Annotated in this window: 26 protein-coding genes and 1 pseudogene; 9 read left to right on the top strand and 18 right to left on the bottom strand. The window is 64.9% G+C overall.

What is annotated here, in order from left to right:
* Positions 1-72: 72 nt before the first annotated feature.
* The gene (locus G566_RS0101310; protein WP_029131112.1) at positions 73-885 is read right to left on the bottom strand and encodes an NUDIX hydrolase; all 813 of its coding nucleotides are present in this window, start codon (positions 883-885) and stop codon (positions 73-75) included.
* A gap of 129 nt (positions 886-1,014) precedes the next feature.
* On the opposite strand from G566_RS0101310, the gene ispG reads away from it, so the two are divergent.
* From ispG to G566_RS0101290, 4 genes are read left to right on the top strand one after another with little or no spacing between them, the layout of a single operon-like run.
* A complete protein-coding gene (gene ispG / locus G566_RS0101305; protein ID WP_022678877.1) occupies positions 1,015-2,139 on the top strand; it encodes a flavodoxin-dependent (E)-4-hydroxy-3-methylbut-2-enyl-diphosphate synthase in 1,125 nt (374 codons plus the stop codon).
* 3 nt (positions 2,140-2,142) lie between these two features.
* Complete coding sequence (locus G566_RS0101300; RefSeq protein WP_156874386.1) at positions 2,143-2,472, top strand: hypothetical protein; 330 nt, start codon at positions 2,143-2,145, stop codon at positions 2,470-2,472.
* The gene (locus tag G566_RS15240; RefSeq protein ID WP_022678875.1) at positions 2,469-2,636 is read left to right on the top strand and encodes a hypothetical protein; all 168 of its coding nucleotides are present in this window, start codon (positions 2,469-2,471) and stop codon (positions 2,634-2,636) included. The genes G566_RS0101300 and G566_RS15240 overlap by 4 nt, the downstream gene beginning before the upstream one ends.
* A 21-nt stretch (positions 2,637-2,657) precedes the next feature.
* Positions 2,658-3,128 (top strand): GNAT family N-acetyltransferase, encoded by a 471-nt coding sequence (locus tag G566_RS0101290; protein WP_022678874.1) that lies wholly within the window; start codon positions 2,658-2,660, stop codon positions 3,126-3,128.
* Between the two features lie 61 nt (positions 3,129-3,189).
* Here G566_RS0101290 and ppa read toward each other — a convergent pair whose 3' ends face one another.
* Positions 3,190-3,774 (bottom strand): inorganic diphosphatase, encoded by a 585-nt coding sequence (ppa, locus tag G566_RS0101285; protein WP_022678873.1) that lies wholly within the window; start codon positions 3,772-3,774, stop codon positions 3,190-3,192.
* A 90-nt stretch (positions 3,775-3,864) separates the two neighbouring features.
* Between ppa and G566_RS0101280 the strand changes: the two genes are divergently transcribed.
* Entirely contained in the window at positions 3,865-4,191 is a 327-nt protein-coding gene (locus G566_RS0101280) for a DMT family transporter (protein WP_022678872.1), read from the top strand.
* A 3-nt stretch (positions 4,192-4,194) separates the two neighbouring features.
* Here the strand turns inward: G566_RS0101280 and G566_RS0101275 are convergent, their stop codons facing one another.
* A complete protein-coding gene (locus G566_RS0101275) occupies positions 4,195-6,108 on the bottom strand; it encodes a M61 family metallopeptidase (RefSeq protein ID WP_022678871.1) in 1,914 nt (637 codons plus the stop codon).
* 79 nt (positions 6,109-6,187) lie between these two features.
* On the opposite strand from G566_RS0101275, the gene hisS reads away from it, so the two are divergent.
* The 3 genes from hisS to prmC are packed head-to-tail and all read left to right on the top strand — an operon-like array spanning position 6,188 to position 9,368.
* Positions 6,188-7,477, top strand: a complete 1,290-nt coding sequence (gene hisS, locus G566_RS13120; protein WP_022678870.1) for a histidine--tRNA ligase — start codon at positions 6,188-6,190, stop codon at positions 7,475-7,477.
* Entirely contained in the window at positions 7,474-8,538 is a 1,065-nt protein-coding gene (gene prfA, locus G566_RS0101265; protein WP_022678869.1) for a peptide chain release factor 1, read from the top strand. The genes hisS and prfA overlap by 4 nt, the downstream gene beginning before the upstream one ends.
* Positions 8,538-9,368, top strand: a complete 831-nt coding sequence (gene prmC / locus G566_RS0101260) for a peptide chain release factor N(5)-glutamine methyltransferase (RefSeq protein WP_419185332.1) — start codon at positions 8,538-8,540, stop codon at positions 9,366-9,368. The genes prfA and prmC overlap by 1 nt, the downstream gene beginning before the upstream one ends.
* Here prmC and G566_RS0101255 read toward each other — a convergent pair.
* Together G566_RS0101255 and mazG are read right to left on the bottom strand one after the other, a co-directional pair.
* On the bottom strand, positions 9,336-10,997 hold the full coding sequence (locus G566_RS0101255) for a serine hydrolase domain-containing protein (protein WP_022678867.1): 1,662 nt from the start codon (positions 10,995-10,997) through the stop codon (positions 9,336-9,338). The genes prmC and G566_RS0101255 overlap by 33 nt on opposite strands.
* A gap of 45 nt (positions 10,998-11,042) precedes the next feature.
* Positions 11,043-11,828: a nucleoside triphosphate pyrophosphohydrolase gene (gene mazG, locus G566_RS0101250; protein ID WP_022678866.1), complete on the bottom strand. Its 786-nt coding sequence runs from the start codon at positions 11,826-11,828 to the stop codon at positions 11,043-11,045.
* A gap of 177 nt (positions 11,829-12,005) precedes the next feature.
* On the opposite strand from mazG, the gene G566_RS0101245 reads away from it, so the two are divergent.
* Positions 12,006-13,055, top strand: a complete 1,050-nt coding sequence (locus G566_RS0101245) for a YeiH family protein (RefSeq protein ID WP_022678865.1) — start codon at positions 12,006-12,008, stop codon at positions 13,053-13,055.
* Here the strand turns inward: G566_RS0101245 and G566_RS0101240 are convergent.
* The 13 genes and pseudogenes from G566_RS0101240 to ntrX all read right to left on the bottom strand — a co-directional run bounded on the left by G566_RS0101240 (position 13,050) and on the right by ntrX (position 25,187).
* The gene (locus G566_RS0101240; RefSeq protein WP_022678864.1) at positions 13,050-13,829 is read right to left on the bottom strand and encodes an MBL fold metallo-hydrolase; all 780 of its coding nucleotides are present in this window, start codon (positions 13,827-13,829) and stop codon (positions 13,050-13,052) included. The genes G566_RS0101245 and G566_RS0101240 overlap by 6 nt on opposite strands.
* Entirely contained in the window at positions 13,826-14,596 is a 771-nt protein-coding gene (locus G566_RS0101235) for a TatD family hydrolase (protein WP_022678863.1), read from the bottom strand. Before G566_RS0101235 ends, G566_RS0101240 begins: the two co-directional genes overlap by 4 nt.
* 4 nt (positions 14,597-14,600) lie before the next feature.
* Positions 14,601-16,136: a methionine--tRNA ligase gene (gene metG, locus G566_RS0101230; RefSeq protein ID WP_022678862.1), complete on the bottom strand. Its 1,536-nt coding sequence runs from the start codon at positions 16,134-16,136 to the stop codon at positions 14,601-14,603.
* Between the two features lie 33 nt (positions 16,137-16,169).
* The gene (locus G566_RS0101225; RefSeq protein ID WP_022678861.1) at positions 16,170-17,138 is read right to left on the bottom strand and encodes an AAA family ATPase; all 969 of its coding nucleotides are present in this window, start codon (positions 17,136-17,138) and stop codon (positions 16,170-16,172) included.
* Positions 17,132-17,743, bottom strand: coding sequence for a dTMP kinase (gene tmk / locus G566_RS0101220; protein WP_029131109.1), 612 nt, complete (start codon positions 17,741-17,743; stop codon positions 17,132-17,134). The genes G566_RS0101225 and tmk overlap by 7 nt, the downstream gene beginning before the upstream one ends.
* Positions 17,743-18,894: a D-alanyl-D-alanine carboxypeptidase family protein gene (locus G566_RS0101215; protein WP_022678859.1), complete on the bottom strand. Its 1,152-nt coding sequence runs from the start codon at positions 18,892-18,894 to the stop codon at positions 17,743-17,745. Before G566_RS0101215 ends, tmk begins: the two co-directional genes overlap by 1 nt.
* Positions 18,895-18,917: 23 nt before the next feature.
* A complete protein-coding gene (locus tag G566_RS15840; RefSeq protein ID WP_022678858.1) occupies positions 18,918-19,808 on the bottom strand; it encodes a septal ring lytic transglycosylase RlpA family protein in 891 nt (296 codons plus the stop codon).
* Entirely contained in the window at positions 19,805-20,902 is a 1,098-nt protein-coding gene (locus G566_RS13110) for a lytic murein transglycosylase (protein WP_022678857.1), read from the bottom strand. Before G566_RS13110 ends, G566_RS15840 begins: the two co-directional genes overlap by 4 nt.
* A gap of 60 nt (positions 20,903-20,962) precedes the next feature.
* Complete coding sequence (hflX, locus tag G566_RS0101200) at positions 20,963-22,297, bottom strand: GTPase HflX (RefSeq protein ID WP_022678856.1); 1,335 nt, start codon at positions 22,295-22,297, stop codon at positions 20,963-20,965.
* Between the two features lie 22 nt (positions 22,298-22,319).
* Positions 22,320-22,547: pseudogene (gene hfq / locus G566_RS0101195) on the bottom strand (RNA chaperone Hfq); the annotation flags it as partial.
* A 99-nt stretch (positions 22,548-22,646) separates the two neighbouring features.
* Positions 22,647-23,522 (bottom strand): hypothetical protein, encoded by an 876-nt coding sequence (locus G566_RS0101190; protein ID WP_156874384.1) that lies wholly within the window; start codon positions 23,520-23,522, stop codon positions 22,647-22,649.
* Positions 23,519-23,716 carry a hypothetical protein gene (locus G566_RS0101185; RefSeq protein ID WP_022678853.1) on the bottom strand — a complete coding sequence of 66 codons (198 nt, stop codon included), beginning with the start codon at positions 23,714-23,716 and terminating at the stop codon, positions 23,519-23,521. Before G566_RS0101185 ends, G566_RS0101190 begins: the two co-directional genes overlap by 4 nt.
* Positions 23,717-23,789: 73 nt before the next feature.
* Entirely contained in the window at positions 23,790-25,187 is a 1,398-nt protein-coding gene (gene ntrX, locus G566_RS0101180) for a nitrogen assimilation response regulator NtrX (RefSeq protein ID WP_022678852.1), read from the bottom strand.
* Positions 25,188-25,198 lie beyond the last annotated feature (11 nt).

Genomic DNA, 25,198 nt, shown 5'->3' with positions numbered 1-25,198 from the left:
CAAATCAAACTCCGGATGAGAGCGGGCACCCTACCAACGACTGAGACGGAGGCAATCCCCCGTTTGTGGCCCTCACTCGCGGCGAAGATTGTTCACGCGGTCGCGGGTGACGGGATAATCAATGCCTTCCGGGATGGTGAGCCAGGGTTCGCCATCAATCGTCTCAAACGCCGGCTGCACATAGGGGGCGGGCAGGGCGCTAACCCGTTCGAACAGCGTGGCCAGCGTTTGATACTGCGCCAGCCGGTGCATGTTGCACCAGGTGGGGAACACCATGGCGGCGGTGCCAGCGTCATAATCGGCGATGGCCTGCGCCGCCGTTGTCCAGCGCAGCGCCTGCGCTTCGAACCCATCGGGGCTGATCACCGCACTGGCAGACCGGCCGGCATCGGCCAGATAGAAGCGGGTATCGAACCGGCGGACAATGGCGGCAGCCGATGGTGGCTCCCAGCGGGCGAAGGGAATGAAGCGGGCCGCGTCCACCTTGTGGCCCATGGCGCCCAGCATGCCGGCAAACCCCACGGCCTCGGCTTCATCCGGCCCGGCGGCGAGCAGGGACCGGGCATGGGCCAGCGCGGCTTCGTCGGGGTGGGGGCCTTCGGTCAAGAGCACGCCGGTTTCCTCCAGCGCTTCGCGGGCGCAGGTGATGCGGGCGGCGGCGTCAAGATCTTCAAGGCCATCAAAGCCCATGGCCAGCAGTTCATTGCGGGCGATGTGGATATCGGCGGCATCCACCCGGCCGCCGGGGAACACCAGCGCACCGCCGGCAAAGGCGAGTTGTTCGCCGCGTTGCACCAGCAGATATTCAGGCACGCCGCCCGGCCCTTCGCGGGCCAGAATCACGGTGGCAGCCTGGATGGAAACGGGTTTGGCGGGTTCAGTCATGCGGCGATGATAAGCCGCGTCTTGCATGGCTGCATCCCTGTGCTATCGGGCAGGGGCGTCGCGCGCCGCAACGCGCGCCACCAACAAATGCGCGCCGGGCAGGGCGATTGAACGAAGGAGCCGATTGGCATGAGCGTGCGTCCCTGGCGTGACATCACCCGCCGCAAGAGCCGGCAGATCATGGTGGGCAAGGTGCCGGTGGGCGGGGATGCCCCGATCGCCGTGCAGACCATGACCAACACCCCCACCGAAGACGTTGGCGCAACGATCGATCAGATCCGCGCCTGCGAGGATGTGGGCGCCGATATCATCCGGGTGAGCTGCCCGACCAAGGAAGCCACCGCGGCGTTCCGTGCCATCACCCGCGCCGCCAAGGTGCCGATCGTGGCCGACATCCATTTCCACTACAAGCGCGCGCTGGAAGCGGCTGACGCGGGCGCCGCCTGCCTGCGCATCAACCCCGGCAACATCGGGAGCCGCGAACGCATCCGCGAAGTGGTGAACGCCGCCAAGGCCAATGGCTGCGCCATCCGCATCGGCGTGAACGCCGGCTCTCTGGAAAAGCATCTGCTCGAAAAATATGGCGAGCCCTGCCCGGAAGCGCTGGTGGAAAGTGCGCTGGAGCATATGAAATATCTTCAGGACGAAGATTTCCACGAGTTCAAGATCAGCGTGAAGGCCAGCGACGTGTTCCTGGCAGTCGCGGCCTATAACGGCCTCGCTGAAGTCTGCGATTATCCGCTGCACCTGGGCATCACCGAAGCCGGTGGCCTGATCGGCGGCACGGTGAAATCCTCCATTGGCATGGGCATGCTGCTGTGGGCCGGGGTGGGTGATACCATTCGCGTTTCGCTCTCCGCCGATCCGGTGGAGGAAGTGAAGGTGGGCTATCACATCCTCAAATCACTCGGCATCCGCGCCCGCGGCGTGCGCATCGTGTCGTGCCCGTCCTGCGCCCGCCAGGGCTTTGACGTGGTGCGCACCGTGGAAGCGCTGGAAACGCGCCTCGCGCACATCACCACGCCGCTGTCGCTTTCGGTGCTGGGCTGCGTCGTCAACGGCCCCGGCGAAGCGCGCGAAACCGATATCGGCCTGACCGGCGGCGGCAACGGCCGCCACGCCGTGTTCCTTTCGGGCATCAGCGATCACGTGATCGACAGTGAGCAGATGCTGGAACATATCGTGAAGCTGGTTGAAGCCAAGGCCGCCGAGATCGACGCGATCAACGCCGCTGCAGCAGCGGCAGCGGCCTGATCCATGCATGGCGGACCGCCCCGGCCGCGCCGGGTGGAAGAACCCGTGCGCCAGCAGGCGGTGGCCTATGGCTATGCCGTCGCGCTTTGGTGTTTCGGCCTGGGCGCACTGGTCGTGCTGCTCGAAGCCATCGGCCTCGGCTTTGATGGCGACCGCATCACCTGGATCGCCGGCCTCACCGGACCGGCCGCACTGGCCTGGCTGCTGAAGCGGCTGTGGATGCCAGATCGGGTGGACCGGGGCGCGCGTTACTGGGTATTCGCGGTGCCATCGGTGAGCCTCGCCTTCTTCAGCGTGATGTGGATGTTCAAGGCGATGGGGCGGATGCTGTGATCCGTCTTGCCAGCGCCGGTCTGTGGCTGGGCGTGGGCCTCGCCAAAATGGCGGCGCTGGTGTGGTTGATTGACGAAAATTGGCTGCAGTCGCTGCTGGCGCTGGTGCTGGCGTGGAGCCTCGCAGGGCTGGCCCTGTGGCTGCGGGGCTTGCGCCGCGCCTGAACTCCCGCCAATGCGGCAGCCATGATCCGCGCCGCCGCACTTGCCGATATACCCGCCATCCATCGCCTGATCGTCGAACTGGCGATCTACGAAAAGGAGCCGGACGCGGTGAAGGCCACGCACGATGATCTGGCGCGCGCCTTGTTTGGCGAACGCCCTGCAGCGGAATGTGTGCTGGCCGAGCAGGATGGGCTGCCGGTGGGCATGGCGCTGTTCTTCACCAATTTTTCGACCTGGACGGGCAAGCCCGGGCTCTATCTCGAAGATCTGTTCGTCATGCCTACCGCACGCGGTTCCGGGCTGGGCAAGGCGCTGCTCGTGCATCTGGCCGGTTTGGCCGTGGCGCGCGGCTATGCCCGCTTCGAATGGAGCGTGCTTGATTGGAACACGCCGGCCATCGGCTTCTACACGGCGATTGGCGCGAAGTTGATGGACGAATGGACGGTGATGCGGGTGGAAGGCGAAGCGCTCACGGCGCTGGCGGCAGGGTAGCACCACGAACAGAAAAGGGCGGCCCAAACGGACCGCCCTTTCTTGTACCCAGCGCCAAGGTTTAGCCTCGCGGTGCGCCCGGATGTTCCTTGTGCTCGACCATCAGGCGGCCTTCCTTCTCGGCGTTGTAGCGCTCGATCGATTCCATGATCAGCCGCTCGGCCGTGGCCTTGCCTTCAAAGCCCTGGCACTTCACCCACTTGCCGGGTTCCAGATCCTTGTAGTGGCTGAAGAAATGCTCGATCTGATCGAGCACGATCTTGGGCAGATCGGTATATTCCTGCACATCGTCGTAGTAGGGATAGACCTTGTTGACGGAAACGCAGATCAGCTTGGCATCACCGCCGCCATCATCTTCCATCATCAGCACGCCCACCGGGCGCACGCGGGCAATGGAGCCTGGCATGAACGGCGTGCGCGCCACGATCAGCGCATCGATGGGATCGCCATCATCGGCCAGCGTGTGCGGGATGAAGCCATAGTTGCACGGATAACGCATTGGCGTGTGCAGGATGCGATCGATGAACAACGCGCCACTCGCCTTGTCCAGCTCATATTTCACCGGTTCACCGCCCATCGGGCATTCGATGACAACATTGACATCTTGCGGCGGGGCAACGCCAATCGGAATCGAGTCGATACGCATGGGACTGGATTCTCCTATATTCTTCTCGGGCGCGGGTTACGGGGCTGCGACACTCTTGTCCACGGTCCAATTGACGCGGAAGGAACGGATATGGCGATGATCGGGCCCTGGGTGGCACTGCTGGCAGGCGGCTTGTGCGAAGCGGGTTTCACCACCGCGCTGCGCCATATCGATGGCGGCCGCAATATCGGCGCGCTGATCGCCTTCCTGCTGTCGGTCACCGCCTCCATGGGACTGCTGGCGCTGGCCGGGCGGCAGATTCCGATGGGCACGGCCTATGCAGTTTGGGCCGGTATCGGCGCGGCGGCCACCGCCATCATCGGTGTGGCCTTCTATGCCGAACCGATGTCGATCGTGCGTGGCCTGCTGATTGCCGGGTTGATCGGCTGCATCGTCGGGCTGAAGGCGCTGGGTTAGGACCTACTTCCTCGGGCTGAGCAGCATTTCCAGCGGCGTCTGCTTCACCGCCCCGATGCGTTCCAGCCGCGGATAGCGCAGCCCGCCCGTCCACGCCCACTCCACCGTGCGCACGCGATCATCAGTCTTCACCACCAGCTTGATCGGCGTGGCTCCGCCCTTTGCCGCTGCCACCGCGGCGCGCAGCGCATCATCGCTGAATGGCAGTTCGTTCGCGGCCAGCAGCACATCGCCCACGGCTAGGCCGGCATCATAGGCGGCGCTGTTCCACAACACCTGTTCCACCTTGCCGGCAAGACCAAGCAGCAGGCCGCCCGAAAACAGCAGATTGACCTGGCGCCGGTTGGCATCGGTGAAGGCGGCACTGGGCTTGTCGGTATAGACCAGCTTCCAGCCCGACAGTTCCAGGCCCTTCAACGGCGCGCCGTCGGCCTTTTCCGTCAACCGTCGCGTGAGGTGGCTGCCCCAATCATAGGGCTGCACCGCGTTCAGTTCAGCCACCAGGCTGGCAAAATCATAGGGTTTCACCCCCCAATCGCCGTCGCCGGTGCCAAAAAAGCGCCGCGCGAAATCATCGAGGCTGCGGGCGCCGCCACTTTCCCGCCGGATGATGGCATCGGCTTCCAGCCAGATCAGCAAGCCTTCGGTGTAATAATCCTCGCTGCGCTGGAAGCTAAGCCAGCCCTTGGGCGCGCGCGGCGTGATGATCGGATCGTTGGTGGTATCATCCAGGCTGCGCCAGCTGCGCGCCGGGCGGTTGTCCAGCGTGGCGGCGATGGTGGCGAGCTGGTCGAGCGTGTCTTCCACCTTCACCAGCCCGGAACGCGCCTGCAGCACATAGCCCCAGAATTGCGTTTGCCCTTCATATACCCACAGCATCGAATTGCGCATCGGCGTGCGGAAATCCGGCGTCACCAGATCGGCACCGCGGCGATGCTTGCCGTTCCAGCTGTGGGTGAATTCGTGCGGCAACAGGTTGCGCCGGCCAGGGCCGCGATCCCAATCGGTGAAATAGCCGGTATCGACACCGTTTTCGGAAGAGCGGTGATGCTCCAGCCCGATGCCGCCCATCTTTTCGGTGAGCGACAAGAGCAGATCATAATGATCAAACTGGCGGGTGCCGAACAGCTTCACCGCCTGGGTGACGAGCGCCTTGTGCTTGCCGATCTGTTCATCATTGGCCTTCAGGAAGCGCGCATCATCGGCGACCACGTTGAGCGTGACATTCTGGCCAAGATCCCATTTGGCGAAATGGCGGCCGGCGAAGAACGGGCTGTCCACCAGGGTTTCATAGTCGACCGTCTGGTAGGAAACGCGGCTGCCATCGCGGCTGGTTTCCCGCATGGCGGAACCGGCCTGCCAACCCTGCGGCCAGGTGACGGACAGGGACACCGGAATCTGGCGCGTGAACCAGCCCGCCGGATAAAGCGAGACACTGTTCGGCTGCAGGTTCATCATGTCCTGCGTCACCACGATGCGACCCTGTGGGCCATCGGTGGCGGAAAGGAACTGGAAGCGCACATCGAGCGCGGTGGCACCGGCCGGCACCTCCACCCAGAAGGCATAGACATCAACCGGATCACGCTGCCAGCGCAGCAGCTGGCCGCCGGCACGGATTTCCAGCCCCGCCAATTTCTCGATCTCGCCGCGCGGCGCGTGCTTGCCGGGCAGCCATTTCGGGAACAGCAGCGCCATCTTCTTGCCGGCAAGATCGGGCGGCACCGGGATGGTTTCCTCAACCTTGAACACGCCATGCAGCATATCGGTGGTATCCACATGCAGGCGCAGCGTGCCGGGGAAGGGCACATCCTTTGCCGCCGGCACCGCATCCACGATCGGCAGTGGCTGCGGCATGGAGCGTTGGGCAAGCGCCGGAGCAGCGATGAGGGCGGAAGCGAGGAGAAGGAAGGTGCGCATGGTCGCTGGTTAGCGAAGCGCGGCGCGGCAGGGAAGGGGGGCGTTGCGCGCATCCCGGTGCTGCCCTATTGGCGCGACCATGAGCAAGGCACCCCAGAAACCGCCCCAAAAACCTCGGGGCACGCAGGACATGATCGGCGAGGCCGCCGCCCGCTTCGATCATGTGATCGAAACGTTCAACCGCGTGCGCAAGCTGCACGGCTTCGGCAGGGTGGAAGTGCCGGTGTTCGAAGCGACCGCCGTGTTCGCGCGCTCGCTGGGCGAGACGACCGACGTGGTCTCCAAGGAAATGTATGAATTCCAGGATCGCGGCGGCGATGCCATGTGCCTGCGCCCGGAATTCACCGCCGGCATCGCGCGCGCCTACATCGAAAACGGCTGGCAGCAATTGGCGCCGTTGAAGCTGGCGGCGTGGGGACCCTTGTTCCGCTATGAACGCCCGCAAAAGGGCCGGTTCCGCCAGTTCCACCAGCTCGATGCCGAGATCCTGGGCGCGGGCGAGCCGGCGGCAGACGTGGAAGTGATCGCACTGGGCCAGCATCTGCTCGAAGAACTGGGCGTGGCGGGCGACGTGGAACTGACCCTCAATTCGATGGGCGATCCGGAAACACGCGCTGCATGGAGCGCCGCCGTTGCGGCCTATTTCGCCGCTCATCGTGGCGATTTGAGCGAAGACAGCCAGCGCCGGCTGGACGCCAACCCGCTGCGCATCCTGGACAGCAAGGATGCTGGCGACGCCGCACTGGTGGCGAACGCGCCGCAGATCGACGATTATTTCACGGTAGAGGCCGGCCAGTTCTTCGAACGGTTGCAGGTCGGTCTGCAAGCCAGCGGCATCGCCTGGACGCGCAATGCACGGTTGGTGCGCGGGCTGGATTATTATCGCCACAGCGTGTTCGAATTCATCACGCAGAGCCTGGGCGCGCAGGGCACGGTGCTGGGCGGCGGGCGTTATGACGGCCTGATCGGCCACATGGGCGGCCCGGAAACGCCGGCCGTGGGCTGGGCCGCGGGGATCGAGCGTCTGGCGATGCTGGTTGTGGGGCCGTCAGCGGACGACGTGTTCACCGTCATCGCGGATGCGCCCGAACTGGAGACCGACGCGCTGATCGTCTCGGCGCTGCTGCGTCAGGCCGGCTTCGCGATCGAGCGGCACTTTGCCGCCAAGGCGAAGCGCCAGATCGAGCTGTCGAAGAAGCGTGGCAACGCCGGCATCTTCTTCGTCAAACGGGAGAATGTGGAGTCCCCGCCCTACGTCTACGCCCGTTATCTGACGGAAGATCGTGACGAGCAGATTGGCTTGTTCGAGCGCGCAGCAGCGGCGATTTCAGGTCGCTACACGTTAAACGCGAGCGACTTGCCGGGATGACGCTGCCGCTTGAGCGCATCGCCCAGATCGAGCGCCGCCATGCCGCCCTGGCGCACGACATGGGCAATCCGGCACTGCCGCCCGAACAGTTCGTGGCGCTGTCCAAGGATTATGCCGAGCTGACGCCGTTGGTGGAGGCGGCGCAGGCGTGGCGGGCACTGATCACGGAACGCGACGAACTGGCCGCCATTCCGGCTGCCGACGAAATGCACGGCATCGCGCAGGAAGAACTGGCCAGCATCAATGCGCGGCTGCCGGCCGCCGAGCGCGCGCTGGCGCTGAAACTGCTGCCGCGCGATGCCGCCGATGATCGGTCCGCGGTCCTGGAAATCCGCGCCGGAACGGGTGGGGACGAGGCCGCGCTGTTCGCTGGTGATCTTGCACGCATGTATGAACGTTATGCGGCAAGCCATAGCTGGCGCTGGGAAATCCTTTCCGCCAGCGCGTCCGATGTGGGCGGCTTCAAGGAAATCATCGCCAGCGTGTCGGGCGCCGGGGTGTTTGCGCGGTTGAAGTTCGAAAGCGGCGTCCATCGCGTGCAGCGCGTGCCGGCCACGGAAGCCGGCGGCCGCATCCACACCAGCGCCGCCACTGTTGCCGTGCTGCCGGAAGCCGAAGATGTGGACGTCGCCATCGACGAGAAGGACTTGCGCATCGACGTGTTCCGCGCTTCTGGCGCCGGTGGCCAGCACGTGAACGTCACCGACAGCGCGGTGCGCATCACGCACATCCCCAGCGGTGTGGTGGTGGCCGTTCAGGATGAACGCAGCCAGCACAAGAACAAGGCCAAGGCGCTGAAATTGCTGCGCACCCGCCTGTTCGATGCCGAACGCGAGCGCCTGGCCAACACGCGCTCCGCCGATCGCAAGGCGATGGTGGGTAGTGGCGACCGCAGCGAACGCATCCGCACCTACAATTTCCCGCAAGGCCGGGTGACCGACCACCGCATCAACCTCACACTGCACCGTCTGCCCGAAATCCTGGCTGGCAGCGGGCTGGATGAACTGGTGACCGCGCTGATCGCCGAAGATGAAGCGGCGCGCCTGGCGAGTTTGGGGTGATCCGCACCGTCGACGCGTTGAATGAAGCTGCCGCCCGCATCGGCGGGGAGACGCCGCGCCTGGATGCCGAAGTGCTGCTCGCCCATCATCTCGGCTGCTCGCGTGGCGATCTGTTGCTGAATCCAGATTGCAAGTTCGATCCACAAGATTATGAAAAACTGGTTGAACGCCGCGCCAATGGCGAACCCGTCGCCCACATCACCGGCACCCGCGAATTCTGGTCAGTCACCCTCAAGGTCAGCCCCGCTGTGCTGATCCCGCGCCCTGACACGGAAACGCTGGTGGAGGTGGCCCTCAAGCTTTGCGCCCACCCACCAGCACGCATCCTTGATCTGGGTACAGGCTCGGGCGCGCTCCTGCTGGCCTGCCTCTCGGAATGGCCGAACGCGACCGGGCTTGGTGTCGATGCCAGCTTGGCGGCCCTAGCTGTGGCGCAGGAAAATGCGCAGTCCACCGGCCTTGCTGGCCGCGCCAATTTCCAGCTCGGCGACTGGGGGGAAGGGCTGAATGAACGCTTCGATCTGATCCTCAGCAATCCACCCTATATCGCTGAAACCGAAGAGCTTTCGGAGGAGGTCCGCACCTTTGAACCGGCCAGCGCCTTGTTTGCCGGCGGCAAGGGCCTCGACGATTATCGCCGCATTGTGCCGCAACTGCCCGGCCTGCTGAACCTCGGCGGCCTGGCGGTGCTGGAAATCGGCCACAAGCAGGGCCCGGCGCTGATGGCCATGGCGGCTGACCACGGCTTCACCGCCAGCCTGCACCCGGATTTGGCGGGCCGCGATCGCTGCGTTGCGCTAAACGTCCCGCCGCTCAAGCCGGCGGCCTGACCAGATCACCACCTGCGGCACGCCGTTCACTTGCGCCTCAAATCGCAAGCGTTCAGGGCTGTTGGCCGGATCAGCCGGTACGAAATCCACCTTGCCGGTGCGACGCAGGAGACCGGCACCGCCCAGATAGAGTTGGTCGCCCCGCGCCACGATACTGACGCCGCCAATCCACGGATCATCGCTTTGATAATGGCCGGCCAGGGCCGCGATTTCGGGCGTGGTTGCGGGCAGGGGCGCGTTTACGCCCGATCGCACAAAGCGCCGGCTGCCGTGATCAAGTGCGATCACCGCCTTTTCGCGGCGCACTGCCACCAGTGGCCACTCCACCAAGCCCGGATGTGCAGTCACGAACAGGCCACCACCTTGCGCCTGCAACGGCACGCGCGCGCCATCCAGCACCACGATAAGGCCGGGCAAGATGTCCAGTTTGGCCTGGCCGTCGCTGTAGCTGCCCACAAAATCGCCGGCGTCGGCGGGCAGGGCGCCCAGAGCCGGCGGTGCGGGAATGGCAGCGCCGGCCGCCGCCGCCCGCAGCGCCCGCAGCGCATAGAGCGTGATCAGCCGCGGCCGATAATTGATTCCGCCCACCGCGCAGCTGGCAAAGGCGCCCAGCCCCGCCGCCGCATCGACATGGAAAGACGAGGAAAAACACACCATCCCGCCGGTGTGGTGCAGCAGCGCCCGGCCTTCATCGGCGCGGTGCATCAGGGCTAGGCCATAAGTCTCCGCTGGGTTTGCCGGATCCTGCACCACCGGATTTTCCAGCCACAGCCGCGCCTGTGCATCGGTGAGCAGCGGGCTGCCCTTGCCTTGGCCAACCGCGATCAGGAAATTCAGATAGCGAGCCATGTCAGCCAGCGGCGCCGCCACCGAGCCGGCCGCCAGATTGGCATCCACCCACGGCGCCGGTGCCAGCGCCATGCCGGTCAACACCGGCCGATCGGGCCGCAAGGGGCTGTAACTGGCCGGATAGCGGCTGCGATCGCGCCACTGGATGGCGCCGCGCGTGTCGGTCATGCCCAGCGGCGTGCACACACGTTCTTCGATGATCTGTTTCACCGGCTTGCCTTCGATGCGCGACAGCGCCTGGCCGACCAGATCATAACCGGTGTTGCTATAGCTCCAGCCCTTGCCGGCGTTGAAACTGCGCCACAGTTTCTCGCCCAGCGCCGGCGCGAAATCCGGCAGGCCGGTGGTGTGATCAAGCAAGCCACGGATGGTAAAGGGCCCGCCCGATGACACGCCCGGCAACAGGGCTTCGGGCAGGTGCTGGCGCAGCTCATCGTCCAGCGTCAACTTGCCTTCGGCCTGCAGCGACAGGCAGGCCAGCGCCAGGAAGCTCTTGGAAATACTGCCGATCTGCCACAACTCATCGCCGCCCAGCGGCTGTGTCTCGCGATAATCGCGGGTGCCGGAATTTATGGTGAAGGGCCGCCCGCCGGCCACCACCACCATGCCCATCGCCGGCAGGCCATAATGCCGGCGGTGTGCCTCCAGATAGGCGGCAACGGCTTCCAGTGCGCGGGCTTCAGCCGCACTGGCACCCGGCGCGATCAATGTGGCGTTGGCGCCCCCGGCCAGCGAAACGCCGGCTGCACCGGCCAGAAACAGACGACGATCGATTGGCATTGTATTTCTCCCCCGTCGCAATGTGTAAGGGCAGAGCCGGGCGCGTCAACGCCGTTCGGCGGCCTTCACCTGTTGCCAGTAATCTTCCTGCGCATCGAGCGGCAGCGCCGGGAAATCCGGCCCGGCCAGCGACTCCATCGCCTTGAATCGGCGTTCGAACTTGGCGTTGCCGGCACGCAGGGCGGTTTCCGGATCGATGCCATGGCGGCGGGCCAGATTGGCAAGCACGAACAGCACGTCGCCCATCTCTTCGGCGCGGTGGGCGTCATCCGTGGCGGCGTCGAATTCGGCCAGTTCCTCGTCCAGCTTGGCGCGCACGCCGGACACATCGTGCCATTCGAACCCGACTCGCGCCGCACGGGCCTGAAGCTTTTCGGCGCGCATCAAGGCGGGCAGGGCCGTCGCCACCCCATCCAACGCCGAAACCGGCTTTTCCGGTGCACCGGCCGCGGCCCGTTCTTCGGCCTTGATGCGTTCCCATTCGTCCTTCTGGGTATCTGCATCCCTGGCGCGGGTGCCGTCACCGAAGATATGCGGATGGCGACGTTCCATCTTTTCGCACAGGGCGGTCACCACATCGGCGAGCGCGAAATGCCCGGCTTCTTCGGCCATGCGGCTGTGAAAGACGACCTGGAACAGCAGATCGCCCAATTCCTTCTTCAATTCCGCCATGTCCCGCATCGCGATGGCTTCGGCCACTTCATAGGCTTCCTCGATCGTGTATGGCGCGATCGTATCGAAATCCTGGGCCAGATCCCACGGGCAGCCATTCTCCTTGTGGCGAAGGGCGGCCATGATGGTGGCGAGGCGAGTGAGCGAGAGCGTTTCCATGCCGCTTCACTGCCGCAGTGCTGAACTGGTTTCAATCGGTTCAGACAGGCGGGGAGTGCCACGCCCTACCGCGCTTTGGATAATATGATTGCCTGATAATATATATTATGTTTAATACATACTGAGACTATCAGCGCCCCCTTGGCGAAATCCCTGCAACCGCCTAACCCTGCACCGATGGATGCCGCCAATCAATTGCCCCAGGCCGCCGATCTTTACGGCGACATTGAACGCACACCGGCGACACGCTGGCGCGATTATCTGCCCGGTTTGATGGTCGCCGTGTTGGCCACGCTGGCGGCGGCATCACTGGCGGATCGTTATGGCGCGCCGCTCACGCTGCTGGCGCTGCTGATCGGGCTCGCCATGAATTTCCTGTCGGCTGATCGGCGGCTCACGCCCGGCCTGACACTCGCGAGCCGCGAACTGCTGCGCTGGGCCATCGTGCTGGTGGGAGCGCGCATCACGCTGGAACAGATCGTGGCGCTGGGTCCCCAATCGCTGCTGGCGGTGGTTGCCATTGTTGGCATCACCATGGGCGCTGGCGTGCTGGCGGCGCGCAGCCTTGGGTTTTCCTCGGCTTTCGGCACATTGTCCGGCGGCGCTGTCGCCATCTGCGGTGCCTCGGCGGCTATGGCATTGTCCGCCACATTGGGCGAGCGTCGCTTGCGCCAGGCCGAACTCACGTTGGTGCTGGTCGGCACATCCACGATGAGCAGCGCGGCCCTGGTGCTGTATCCGGCAATCTGCGAACTGTTCAATTTGAACGACTTGCAGGCCGGTTTCGTGCTTGGCGCCTCGATCCACGACGTCGCGCAGACGCTGGGTGCCGGATATGCATTCTCGCCTGCGGCCGGTGAAACGGCCACCATTGTGAAACTGGCTCGGGTCGCGCTGCTGGCCCCGGTGCTGGCGCTGGTTGCGCTGGCCTTTCCGCAGCCATTGAAGATCAGCGGCGGCAAGCGCGCGGCGCCGTTGCTGCCGTGGTTCGTGGTGGGCTTCTTCGTGGTGGCCGGCATCAACTCAACGGGCATCATTCCGGCACAAGTCTCTGGTTTTGCAGCTGATGTTTCGAGCTGGATGCTGGCTGTATCAGTTGCGGCAACCGCCATCCGGTCACCATTGGGCGAAATATTGAAGGCCGGGCCCAAGCCGCTGTTGGTTGGCATTGTCGCCAGCCTCACCAGCCTGGCGGCAGCGCTCGGGTTCGCGGTCCTTGCGCTATAGCGTGATCACCTGGCCGTCAAAGCCCGGCTCCACCCCGGCCGGCAGTTCGGCGCGCAGGGTTTCATAGTCCATCGATTGATCCATGTGGGTGAGCACTGCCCTGCCCGGCCGGCGCTCAGTGATCCATGCCAGCGTCTGTTCCAGATGCGTGTGCGTCGGGTGCGGTTCGCGGCGCAGCGCATCGACCACCCACAGATCAAGGCCGGTCAACGCGGCATCGGCACGAACATCAAAGTCTTTTACATCAGTGGAATAGGCTGACGACCTTCCATCATGATCGAAGCGAACGCCGGTCGATTCAATGTCCCCGTGCGGTTGCGGGAACGGAGTGATGCACAGATCACCCAGCATTACCGGTTGTTCGAAATCATGGGCCGTGCAGGTGGCGGGATAGCCAGCAGCGCCAAAGAACACATAATCAAAGCGCGATTTCAGCACAGCGAATGTCGCCCGGCTAGCCCACACGTCGACCGGGCGCCGCATGGCGTGGAAGACCTGGCGCAGATCATCGATGCCATGGGCGTGATCGGCGTGATCATGGGTGATGATCACCGCATCAAGGTGCGCCACCTTGGCCGACAGCAACTGTTCGCGGCAATCCGGCCCGCAATCGATCAGAACGGTCTTGCCGGCGGCTTCGACCAGCACGGAGACGCGGCGGCGGCGGTTCTTGGGGTTTTCAGGGTCGCACAGGCCCCAGTTCCCTGCCCCATCCGGCCCGCCAATGCGAGGCACACCGCTGGACGTGCCGCAGCCGAGGATGGTGATCTTCATGCCGCTTTCGTGAAGAGCGCGTGGAAGTTGGCAGTCGTGCTGGCGGCAAGTTCCGCCTCGCTCACGCCACGCAGATTGGCCAGGAAACGCGCGGTGTGGGCGACGAAGGCCGGTTCACACGTCTTGCCGCGCATCGGCACGGGGGCGAGATAGGGCGAGTCCGTTTCCACCAGCAGGCGATCGGCGGGGATGGTCTTGGCGGTTTCCTGCAGATCACGGGCGTTCTTGAAGGTGACGATGCCTGACAGCGAAATGTAGAAACCCAGCGCAAGCGCCTCATCTGCAAAGGACTGGCTGGCGGTGAAGCAGTGGATGACGCCGGTCAACGGCCCCTCGCCCGGCTCCTTCAGCAAAGCCAGCGTATCAGCTTCAGCATCGCGGGTGTGGACGATCAGCGGCAGGCCGGTGGCGCGCGCGGCCTGGATATGGCTGCGGAAACTGGTCTTCTGTCGTTCCCGGTCCGACTTGTCGTAATAATAATCGAGACCGGTCTCGCCGATGGCGACAACGCGCGGGTGATGGCTTGCGGCGATAAGCGTCGCGGCGTCGGTATCGGGATGTTCGTCAGCCTCGTGCGGGTGGATGCCGACACTGGCCCAAACGCCGTCGTGCGCATCGGCTATGGCGATCACGCCGTCCCACTCGCTTTCCCGGCAGGAAATGGCGAGGAAACCACCCACCCCGGCGCCGCGGGCGCGTGCGAGCACGCCGGGCACATCTTCACCCAGGCTGGCGTAGTTGAGGTGGCAATGGCTGTCGATCAGCACGTCGTCAGCCTTCCAGCGTGATGCGCGGAAACACGCCGGCCGGGGCCGGCAGTTGCGTGCCGGCGTCAACCGGCGTGTTGAAGCCATTGAAATCACACAAATCAGCGGCCACGCCCAGCTGATCGAGCAGCTGCGTCGTGCTGGCCGGCATGAAGGGCTGGGCCAGGATGACGATGCGGCGGGTGGCGTCAAGCGTGGCGGCCAGCACTTCGGCCATGCGGGCCACGTCGGTCTTGGCCAGCGCCCACGGCGCATTCTCGGCGAAATAGCCGTTGGCGGCGGCGACCATGGCCATCAACGCATCGAGAGCCTTGTGTAGCGCCAGCGCGTTCATGGCGGTGAAATAGGCTTCGCTGCCGGACAGGAATGCCTCCTTCAGGCGCAATTCCGTTTCACCAGCCTCGCCGCGCACCGGCATCACGCCGCCGAGGTTCTTGGCCACCATCGACAGGCTGCGCTGGGCCAGGTTGCCGATGCCGTTGGCCAGATCGGCGTTTGTACGCTCCACGATGGCTTCGTCGCTGTAGCTGCCGTCATCACCAAAAGCGACTTCGCGGCACAGGAACCAACGCAGGCGATCAACGCCGAAGCGGTCCACCATGGCGGCCGGATCGACGACATTGCCGAGCGATTTCGACATTTTCTCGCCGCGGTTGAGAAGAAAACCGTGGCCGAACACGGTTTTGGGCAGCGCGATCCCGGCAGACATCAGGAACGCCGGCCAATAAACGGCATGGAAGCGCACCACGTCCTTACCCACAACGTGCAGATCGGCCGGCCACCATTCGCCATCGAGGCTGCCCCGACCAGTTGCGTCTGCCCCGGTGAGATAATTGGCCAGCGCGTCGAGCCAGACATACATCACATGGCGCTCATCCCCCGGCACCGGGATGCCCCAGGTGAAGCTGGTGCGGCTGACCGACAGATCCGAAAGCACGCCGGCAACAAAGGCGCGCATCTCATTGAAACGACTAGCGGGCTGAATATACTCGGGGTGGCTCTCGTACAGCGCCAGCAGCTTGTCCTGATAGGCCGAAAGCTTGAAGAACCAGCTTTCCTCCACAGTCCATTCGACCGGCGCGCCGTTGGGAGAGAGCTTGCCACCATCCTCGCCGGTAACGAGTTCACCTTCGTCATAATAGGCCTCGTCGCGCACCGAGTACCAGCCTTCATAGCGGCCCAGATACAGGTCACCATTGGCCGCCATGCGCTGCCACAGCGCCTGCACCAGCGCCTTGTGATCATCATCGGTGGTCCGGATGAAACGGTCGAAGCTGATCCCGAGGGATTCATGAAGCGACTGGAACGGCGCCACCATGTCATCGACATAGGCCTTGGGCGGCTTGCCGGCGGCGCGGGCGGCCTGGTCGATCTTCAGGCCATGTTCGTCTGTGCCGGTAAGGAAGCGCACATCAAAACCATCGAGCCGTTTGAAGCGGGCGATGACATCGGTGGCGATCGCTTCATAGGCATGGCCCATGTGCGGGCGGCCGTTGGGATAGGCGATGGCGGTGGTGACGTAGAAGCGGGGCTTGCTCATGGCCACGGCCAATGGGGCAATATGGTCCCAGATTCAAGCAGGCACGGCGGCCAGATGCAGGGCGAGACGATGCGCCACCTGCCCCGGTTCCAGTTGCAGCGGCACGGCTTCGCGGGCGAGACGGCTGGCGGCCTCCCATTCGGCAATGGCCGCCCCCCGCGCCGGGCCGGTCAGGCGTTGGGCGCGATCGGCGATCAAAGCCGGCACACGATCGAGCAGCGCGGCATAGCGCCCTTCCCGGCCCTTGCCGCCAATCCCGCGCGCCAGCATCAGGGCGGCCGGGTTGGCAATCTGCGGCGGCAGATCGGCAAGTTGGCCCAGATCGCGTTCCAGCGCGGTGATGCCGGCGCCGGCCAGGGCGATGGCGCGGCCGGGGCAGCCTTCGGCCAGGCGCACGAGCAGGTTTTCGTCCTCGCCTTCCAGATCAGCGCTGGCCAGAACGCGGGAGACTTCTGCGTCGGTGAGGCGGGAAAAGCGCAACGTGCGGCAGCGCGAGCGAATGGTGGGCAGCAACCGGCCGGGCGAGTGGCTGACCAGAAGGAAAACCGTATCTTCCGACGGCTCCTCAAGGCTTTTCAGCAAGGCGTTGGCTGTGTTGCGATTCATGTCGTCAGCCGCATCGATCACCACCACACGGCGCGGGCCCAGCATCGGTGTTCCCGACAGGAACTCGCGCAGCGGCTGCCCCTCGCCGTCAGGCCGGCGCACGATCTGGCCGATAACGATTTCACTGCGCAGCTTGCCGGTCTTGGCTTCGGTGCGTTCGATCAGGCGATAATCGAGGTGCGATCCTGCGGCCATCAGGCGGGCGGCGTCGCCTTCGGGCGGCACGGCAAATCCATCACCGCGCGGTGCGCCGGCCAGCAGCCAGGTTGCCGCCTCCCGCGCAAAGCTCGCCTTGCCCAGCCCCTGCTGGCCGACCAGCAGCCAGGCGTGATGCGGACGGCCACCGGTGAAGGCGGCGGTCAAGGCCTCGATCTGGGCTTGGTGGCCGATCAGCACAGCGCGTCCCGGAGGCGCCCTGCCACATCGTCGATGCTGCCGCCGGCGTTGACGGCCTTGCAGCGGGCCGGCTCGGCCTTGGGCAATGCCACGAAAAATTCCTGCACGCGGGCGTGGAAATCGCCGCCGATGGCTTCAAAGCGAGCTTCCGCACCGCCCCGCGCCGCCGCCCGGGCAAGCCCTTCGGCTTCATCGAGCAGCAGCACCAGCGTGAGATCAGGCCACAGGCAAACCGCTTGGTTGTGCAGATCGATCAGCGCCGCATCTTCCAGCCCGCGTCCCGCCCCCTGATAGGCGCGAGTGGAGTCGATGAAACGATCACAGATCACCGTGGCGCCGCGTTCCAGCGCCGGGCGTATGACGCGCGCGACGTGATCAACACGCGCGGCCGTCATCAACAGTGCATCGCTCCACGGCGTCCAGCGATCGGGATCGCCGGTCACCAGCAGGCTGCGAATGGCTTCCGCACCCGGCGTGCCGCCCGGTTCGCGGGTCAGCAGCACCTCGTGGCCATCGGCTCGCAACGCCTCGGCGAGCAGCCGGCCTTGCGTGGACTTGCCGCTCCCCTCCCCGCCTTCCAGCGTGATGAAACGGCCAGTCTTCATCAGCCGAAGAAGCTCATCAGCCAGTTCCACGCGCGGCGGAACATGCCGGCTTCCTCGATGGCGACCGGAGTCACCAACGGCGCCTTGAGCGGTTGCTGGCCGGGCATGGTGACCACGAGATTGCCGACCTGCTGGCCGGCCTTGAGCGGTGCGGACAAGCCGGGCAGCGCTTCAACGCTCGTCTTGCGCTCCATGCCGAAACCGCGCGGCAGCGTGACAAACAGGTCCTTGCCAGCCACCGCGTCGATGGACGGATCGGCAGCGCCACTGATGGCAACCTTGCCCATCACCTGGCCCTTCTTGCCGAGCGGGATATTCTGCCAGGCGGCAAAGCCCCAGTTCATGAAATCGACACTGGCGGACACGCGCTCGCCAAAGCTGGGCAGGCCGGCGACGACCATCACCAGGCGGCGGCCGTTCTGCACGGCGGAACCGGTGAAGCCATAGCCGGCCTCTTCGGTGTGGCCGGTCTTCAGGCCATCGGCGCCAGCCACCTTGCCCAACAAGGGATTGCGGTTGCCCTGGGTGATGGCCTGGCCGGCACCCATGGTCTTGCCCCACGTAAAGCCTTCCTTCTGGTAGAAGCGGGCGTAGAGATCGGGGAAATCGCGGATAGTGGCTTCGGCGATCATGGCCAGATCGCGGGCGGTCACATATTCGTTCGGATCAGGCCAGCCATTGGTGTTGGCGAAATTGCTGCTCTTCAGGCCCAGGCGCTTGGCTTCGCGGTTCATCAGCGCGACATAATTGGCTTCGGTACCGCCCAGCCCTTCGGCCAGCACCACGCAAGCGTCATTGCCCGACAGGGTGACGATGCCGTGCAGCAGGTTTTCAACGCTCACCTGGCTGTTCACGTCCAGGAACATGGTGCTGCCCTGGTTGTTCCACTTCTTCCAGGTTTCCTCACGCACCAGGATCGGCTGTTCCAGATTGGCTTCGCCCGACTTGATCAGCTTGAAGGCAACATAGACGCTCATCATCTTGCCCATCGAAGCGGGCGGGATGCGCTTGTCGGCATCCTTGGCCAACAGGATGCGACCGGTCTGCAGGTCCTTCAGGAAAGCGATGGGCGCCGCGGTGGTATAGGCCGGGGCCTGCGCAAGGGCGGGCGTAGCGGCAAGGAACAAAGCAATCGGAGCAATCAGGCGCATCAGAATTTTCGTCCTTGGGTCAATCAGCGTGATGTGGTGGGAGGAATCAGTCTGGCGTCGGCATAGCCGGCAGCGCGCACCTGCGCCAGCGCCGCGCTGGCCATGGTTTCGCTGCCAAAGGGGCCAAGCCGCACACGGGTGAGGCCGCCGGGCAGGCTTTCGGTCAACACCGGGCCGAAGCTGGAAAGGAAGCCCTTCAGCCAGGAAACGCGGCCGCCGTCGCCCAGCGCCGCCACCTGCACCAGCCAGTTGGCGCCGGTGGACGTTGTTGCGCGTGCGGGTTCGCGGCTGGCCGTGGGCAAGGAAATTGTGGTGACAGGGGCGACCGGTGCCGATGCGACGACGAACGGCGGTGGCGGTGGCGGTGCAATTTCGCTTCGTCCACCCGGATAGACGCGGCGCAGGCGCACGCGGGCGGTGCCGGCGCGATCAACGCCCAATAACTGCGCCGCCTTGCGCGACAGATCGATGATGCGTCCGCGCGCAAACGGGCCGCGATCGTTGATGCGCACGGTCAACTTGCGGCCGTTGTCCAGGTTTTCCACCTCCACCCAGCTCGGCATCGGCAGGGTGCGGTGGGCGGCGGTAAGATCATCCTGGTCATAGCGTTCGCCGTTTGCGGTGCTGCCGGCGTGGAAGCCAGGGCCATACCAACTGGCAACGCCGTCCTCGCGGTAATCACGCTCATCGGCAGGATAATAGGTGATGCCCGCGACCTGATACGGCTTGCCGATCTTCACAGGCCAGTTGCCCAGCTTCGCGGCGTCGCGGGCCACGGCGGCTGAATCGTCCGACACGTCAACCAATCGCGGCGGCGGCGGCGGTGGCGGTGCATTTACAATGCGCGGCGCGGGCTTCCCGCCACAGGCCGCAACGGCAAGGACGGCCAGCACCGGCAACAGCAACCGACTCATTGCGGGCTGCTCGCTGCCACCACGGGGGCGGCCACCGGCGCCGATGCGGCGGCCCCGGCCAAGCTGATGGCATCTGCCAGCAGCGTGACCGACAGGGCATAGAGATTGGAGCAATTGTAGCCGAGCACCGCGCGATAGCTGCGGGTGACAAGATAGGCGCCCTGCCCCGCCCCGTCCGGTTCGATCAGGCTCATCACCACATCATCGGCCGGCCAGCTGCCGTTGACCGGCGTGAAGCCCGCCGCCCGCCATTCGCGCGCCGGTTTCAGCGCCGAATGGCGCGACAACGGCGTGACGCAGCGGGTGGGTGGTTCGGCGGCGGCAACAGCGCTGCGATCAAAGCCATCAGGCACCAATGTGCGGAAACCCCAGGCCTCGCCCGGTTGCCAGCCACTTTTGGCCAGATAATGGCCGATGGAAGCGAACACGTCGGGCTGGCTGCCCCAAAGATCAATCTTGCCATCGCCATCACCATCGCGGCCATAGGCAAGATAGGAGCTGGGCAGGAACTGCGTCTGGCCAAAGGCGCCGGCCCAGCTCCCCTTCATCGCTTCACGCGCCACCCGGCCTTCGCCCACCATTTGCACGGCGGCATCAAGTTCACGGGTGAACAGATCACGGCGACGGCCATCAAAGGCGAGCGTCGCCAGCGCGGACGGCAGATCATAGCGGCCAAGCACACGGCCATAGCTGGTTTCGATGCCCCAGATCGCCGCAATCACGGCCGCCGGCACGCCGCTGGCGGTTTCGGCCTGTGCGAGCAAATCCCGATTGGCGGCAAACTGGCGCTGGCCGTGCGGGATGCGGTCGCCGCGGAATTTGCTGGCCAGATAGTCGGGGAAGCGGATCGGTTTGGCGCTGCCGCCGGGCTGATTGCGATCGGCGCCGATCACGCGCGGCACCAGCCTCACATTAGTCAACGCCGTGTCCAGCCATTCCGGTTTCAACCCGCGCGCCGTGGCCTCTGCGCGATACAGGTTCAGCCAATCGGCAAACGCCGCCTGCTGCTGCGGTGAGACCGGGGTTTCATCGGCACGAACCGGCGCGGCCACAAGGGCCACGGCCAGCGCCAAAAGGGGAAAGCGGGCGGGCATGGCGTCTTGTGCCAAAGCATCGCCGCCGGGGGAAGGCCTAATGGCTCAGCTCCCCAATTCTTATGTCATCGCGTCAAACCGCGACTTGTCCTTGTCTGAAAGGCGTACGTTGACGGTCAGGCTGGTCTCGTCCCCGGATTGGCCGACCACTTCCCCATGGCTGTGCAGCCAGGCAAGCCTGCGGCCATCGCTCATCGGCAGCGTGATGCGGTGCACGCGGGCGCCGGCGCGCAGCGTCAGGTCCATGGCGGCCTGTAACCGATCCAGCCCTTCGCCCGTGAGCGCCGATACCGGTATGGCATCATCGCCAGCCTGACTCAGCACAATTTCACGCTGTTCGGCATCAAGCGCGTCGATCTTGTTGAACACCGTGATCATCGGCGTTTCACGCTGGCCGGGCGCGAGGCCCAGGCTGGTGAGCACATCGACCACGTCCTGCGCCTGCGCGTCGCTGTCGGGGTGGCTGATGTCACGCACGTGGATGATCAGATCAGCTTCCATCACCTCTTCCAGCGTGGCACGGAAGGCAGCAACAAGTTGGGTCGGCAGATCGGAGACAAAGCCGACCGTATCCGACAAGACCACCTTGTCATGCCCCGGCAACTTGATGGCGCGCATGGTGGGATCGAGCGTGGCGAACAGCAGATCCTCGGCGCGCACCTCGGCACCGGTGAGCCGGTTGAACAGGGTGGATTTCCCGGCGTTGGTATAGCCAACCAGCGCCACCACCGGCCACGGCGCCTTCTGGCGCTGCTTGCGGTGCAGGCCGCGGGTGCGGCGCACTTCCTCCAGTTCCTTGCGCAGGCGGGCAATGCGGTCGCGGATCAGGCGCCTGTCCGCCTCGATCTGCGATTCGCCAGGGCCGCCGAGGAAGCCGAAGCCGCCGCGCTGGCGTTCAAGGTGGGTCCAGCTGCGCACCAGGCGGCTGGCCTGATATTGCAGATGCGCCAGTTCGACCTGCAACGTGCCTTCCGCCGTGCTGGCGCGCTCGCCAAAGATTTCCAGAATCAGCCCGGTGCGATCGATCACCTTGGCCTTCAGCAGTTTTTCCAGATTGCGCTGCTGCACCGGGGTAACGGGGCCATCGATGATGACCACTTCGGCCTCCATCGCCGCCACCAGGCCGGCCAGACGATCGATCTGGCCGCTGCCCAGCAAGCGCGAGACCTGCACATTGCGCAGCTTCACCACTTCGGAATGGACAACATCGAGCGCGATGGCGCGCGTCAGGCCCTCCGCCTCGGCCAGCTTGGCTTCGGGCGAGCGCAGGGCATTGGCGGATTTGGCAAGGATGTGCGGCAGGATAACGATGGCGCGCGAACCGGTGCGGATGCCACGTGCTTCATCAAAGCCGCCGATGGTGAGTTCGCCGGCCTGTGGTGGTTGATAACCCAAATTCTGTCTCTCAATCTTCGGTTTCGGCCTCGAACAGCTGCAGCGGAGTCGCCGGCATCACGGTCGAGATGGCGTGCTTGTACACCAGTTGGCTGTGGCCGTCGCGGCGCAACAGCACCGAGAAATTATCAAACCAGGTGATGACCCCTTGCAGCTTGACGCCATTGACCAGGAACATGGTGACGGGGGTGCGCGTCTTGCGCACGGTGTTCAGGAACTTGTCCTGCAGGGTGTTGGGCTTGTCCGCCATCGGGCCATCCTCTTGTTCTTGGGCGTGCCACATGCCGCCGCAACAACGACATAAGGATGGAAAAGCGCATTTTCAAATACGTGTTTCGTCACAGGCAGTTCAGAAACTGTCGTTGACCAGTTTCATTGCGGCACCGATTTGGGCACCCAGTTCATCGACCTGCGTTGACAGCCACAATCTGACCTTGGTGGTATTCCAGCCCGATTGCCACAATTCGGGCTGACGCTCGATCTTGTCTTTCCAGACCTGCATCGCGCCGATCAGCCGTTGTTGGCCGGCAATGCCCGACAGATCATAACGCAGGATGGAGACATGCTGGCGGCCGAAATCGGCACCCGGTGCCCAGGCCGCCAGCAGTGGCCCGCGCGTGGCCGGGGCCAGGCGTTCGGCGGACGGCAGCCCGGCCATGGCCTGTTGGGCGCGCAGATAATCATAATTGGCCGCCGCCGCTGTGCACAGGCGATCCGCCTCCGCAGCGCTGGACACCACGCCCGAACGCGGCACGGCGCTGCCGTTTTTCACCGGCCAGATCGTCACCATCTGGGCGGCATCGGGCAGTCGCTCGCTCACTTCGCCGCTGTCGTCGAGCACAGCAACAAAGGCCCGGCACACCTGCTGCAGCCGGGCCGGATCAGAGCCGTTGGGGAAGATCACCACGGCAATCGCGCCGAACTGGCCAGGAATCGGCTCGTTTCCGGCCAGGAAGATGCGGGTGGCAATCGCCATCGGCCGGACAGCAGGCGGACGAGCTGCCGCCGGAGGTCGCGCACTGGTTGGCGGACGGCCGGCAGAAGGTGGCCGCGCCTCGACCACCGGCGATGGTGGTGGTGGTGGTGGTGGCGGCTCTTCCCGCGGTGCGCCAACAATCGGTTCATCAGGGCCAACGGATTCAACCGGCGCAGAGGAGTCTGGCGGCGGCTGCTTTGCGCAGCCCGCGACGGCCAGCATCAGCGTTAATGCAGCAAGCGCTTTCATTTGCCGTCCTCCGCCCCTGCCGGCGGCGCTTTCCTGCCGCGAACAGATTGCACGATGATACCGCCCAGCGTGAGCAATGCCGTGCACACGATGATGACAAGCGCAGCGCCTTCGGTGGTTTCCGGCCGCAGCCACCACACGAGCACCAATCCAATCAGGAATCCGGCCGTACTGGCCCACACAGGCGGTTTCATGGCGTTTCCCCACGGGAATGCCCCAACCCTGCAAGCAGTGTTACGCAAGCCGGCCGCTCTGGCAAGCCGCGACTTATTCCTCGGTAACGTCCTCGGCACCCGGCTCATCGGCCAGACCCAGCGCCTTCAGTTTCCTGTGCAAGGCGCTGCGTTCCATGCCGATGAAGGCGGCGGTGCGGCTGATATTGCCGGAAAAACGCCGGATCTGCGCGCGCAGATATTCACGCTCGAACGCTTCGCGGGCTTCGCGCAGCGGCGTCCCCATGATCGATCGCGCCGCCTGACCGGGCATCAGTCTTGAAGGCTCCGCCGTCACTTCGGATGGCAGCATGTCGATCTCCAGTGTCGCCATGCTGGTGCTGGGCGCCATTATCATCGTGCGCTCGATGACGTTCCTGAGCTGCCTCACATTGCCCGGCCAATCATAGGTTTGCAGCGCCGCCACCGCGTCTTCCGAAAGATCGGGTGTCGGCATGCCGCGTTCGGCGGCGTAGCGGGTGAGGAAATAGCGGGCGAGTTCGGCCACGTCCTCGCGCCGTTCCGACAGCGGCGGCAACCGCACCGGCACCACGTTCAACCGGTAATAAAGATCCTCGCGGAAGCGGCCGGCGGCGATTTCGGCGGCCAGATCGCGGCTGGTGGCCGAAATCACCCGCACGTCCACCCGCACCCAGCGCGCACCGCCCACACGTTGGAACACCTGTTCGGTGAGCACGCGCAAGATCTTGGCCTGGGTCGTCATCGGCATGTCGGCCACGTCATCGAGGAACAGCGTGCCGCCATGCGCCTGTTCCAGCAGGCCGGCGCGGACATTCTCGCCGCCCTCCTCCACCCCGAACAGCGCCTCTTCCACCCGCTCCGGCGTCATCCGCGCGGCCGAAACCACCACGAACGGCGCATCGATGCGCGGGCTCCACTGGTGCAGCAGGCGGGCGGCGACTTCCTTGCCGGAACCGGCCGGGCCGCTGATCAGCACGCGGCTGCCGGTGGCGGCCACCCGCTTCAAGGTGGCGCGCACCTGGTTGATCTGCGGGCTCGTGCCGGTAAGCTCGATATCAATGCCCACCCGCTCCTTCAGCGCCTCATATTCGCGGCGCAGGCGCTCGGTTTCAGTGGCGCGGCGCACCACCAGCAGCAATTGCTCGGCCTGGAACGGCTTTTCGATATAATCATAGGCGCCGCGCTTGATGGCGGCGACCGCGGTATCGAGGTTGCCGTGCCCGGAAATCACCACGATCGGCAGGGTCGGATCGCGGGCTTTCATGGCGTCCAGCAGTTCGATCCCGTCCATGCTACTGCCCTGCAGCCAGACATCGAGGATGACGAGGCTGGGCCGGCGTTCGGCCAGCGCCGCGAGTGCGCCTTCGGCATGGGCAGCGGTGCGGGTTTCAAAGCCCTCATCGCCCAGCACGCCGGCCACCAGCTCGCGGATATCGGCTTCATCGTCGACGATCAGTATATCAAGGGCCATTGTGGGGCAGT

It is taken from the genome of Sandarakinorhabdus limnophila DSM 17366, from assembly GCF_000420765.1.
GTDB lineage: Bacteria > Pseudomonadota > Alphaproteobacteria > Sphingomonadales > Sphingomonadaceae > Sandarakinorhabdus > Sandarakinorhabdus limnophila.
The sequence above is the reverse complement of the archived record's forward strand: the minus strand, read 5'-3'. Positions and strand labels throughout refer to the sequence as shown.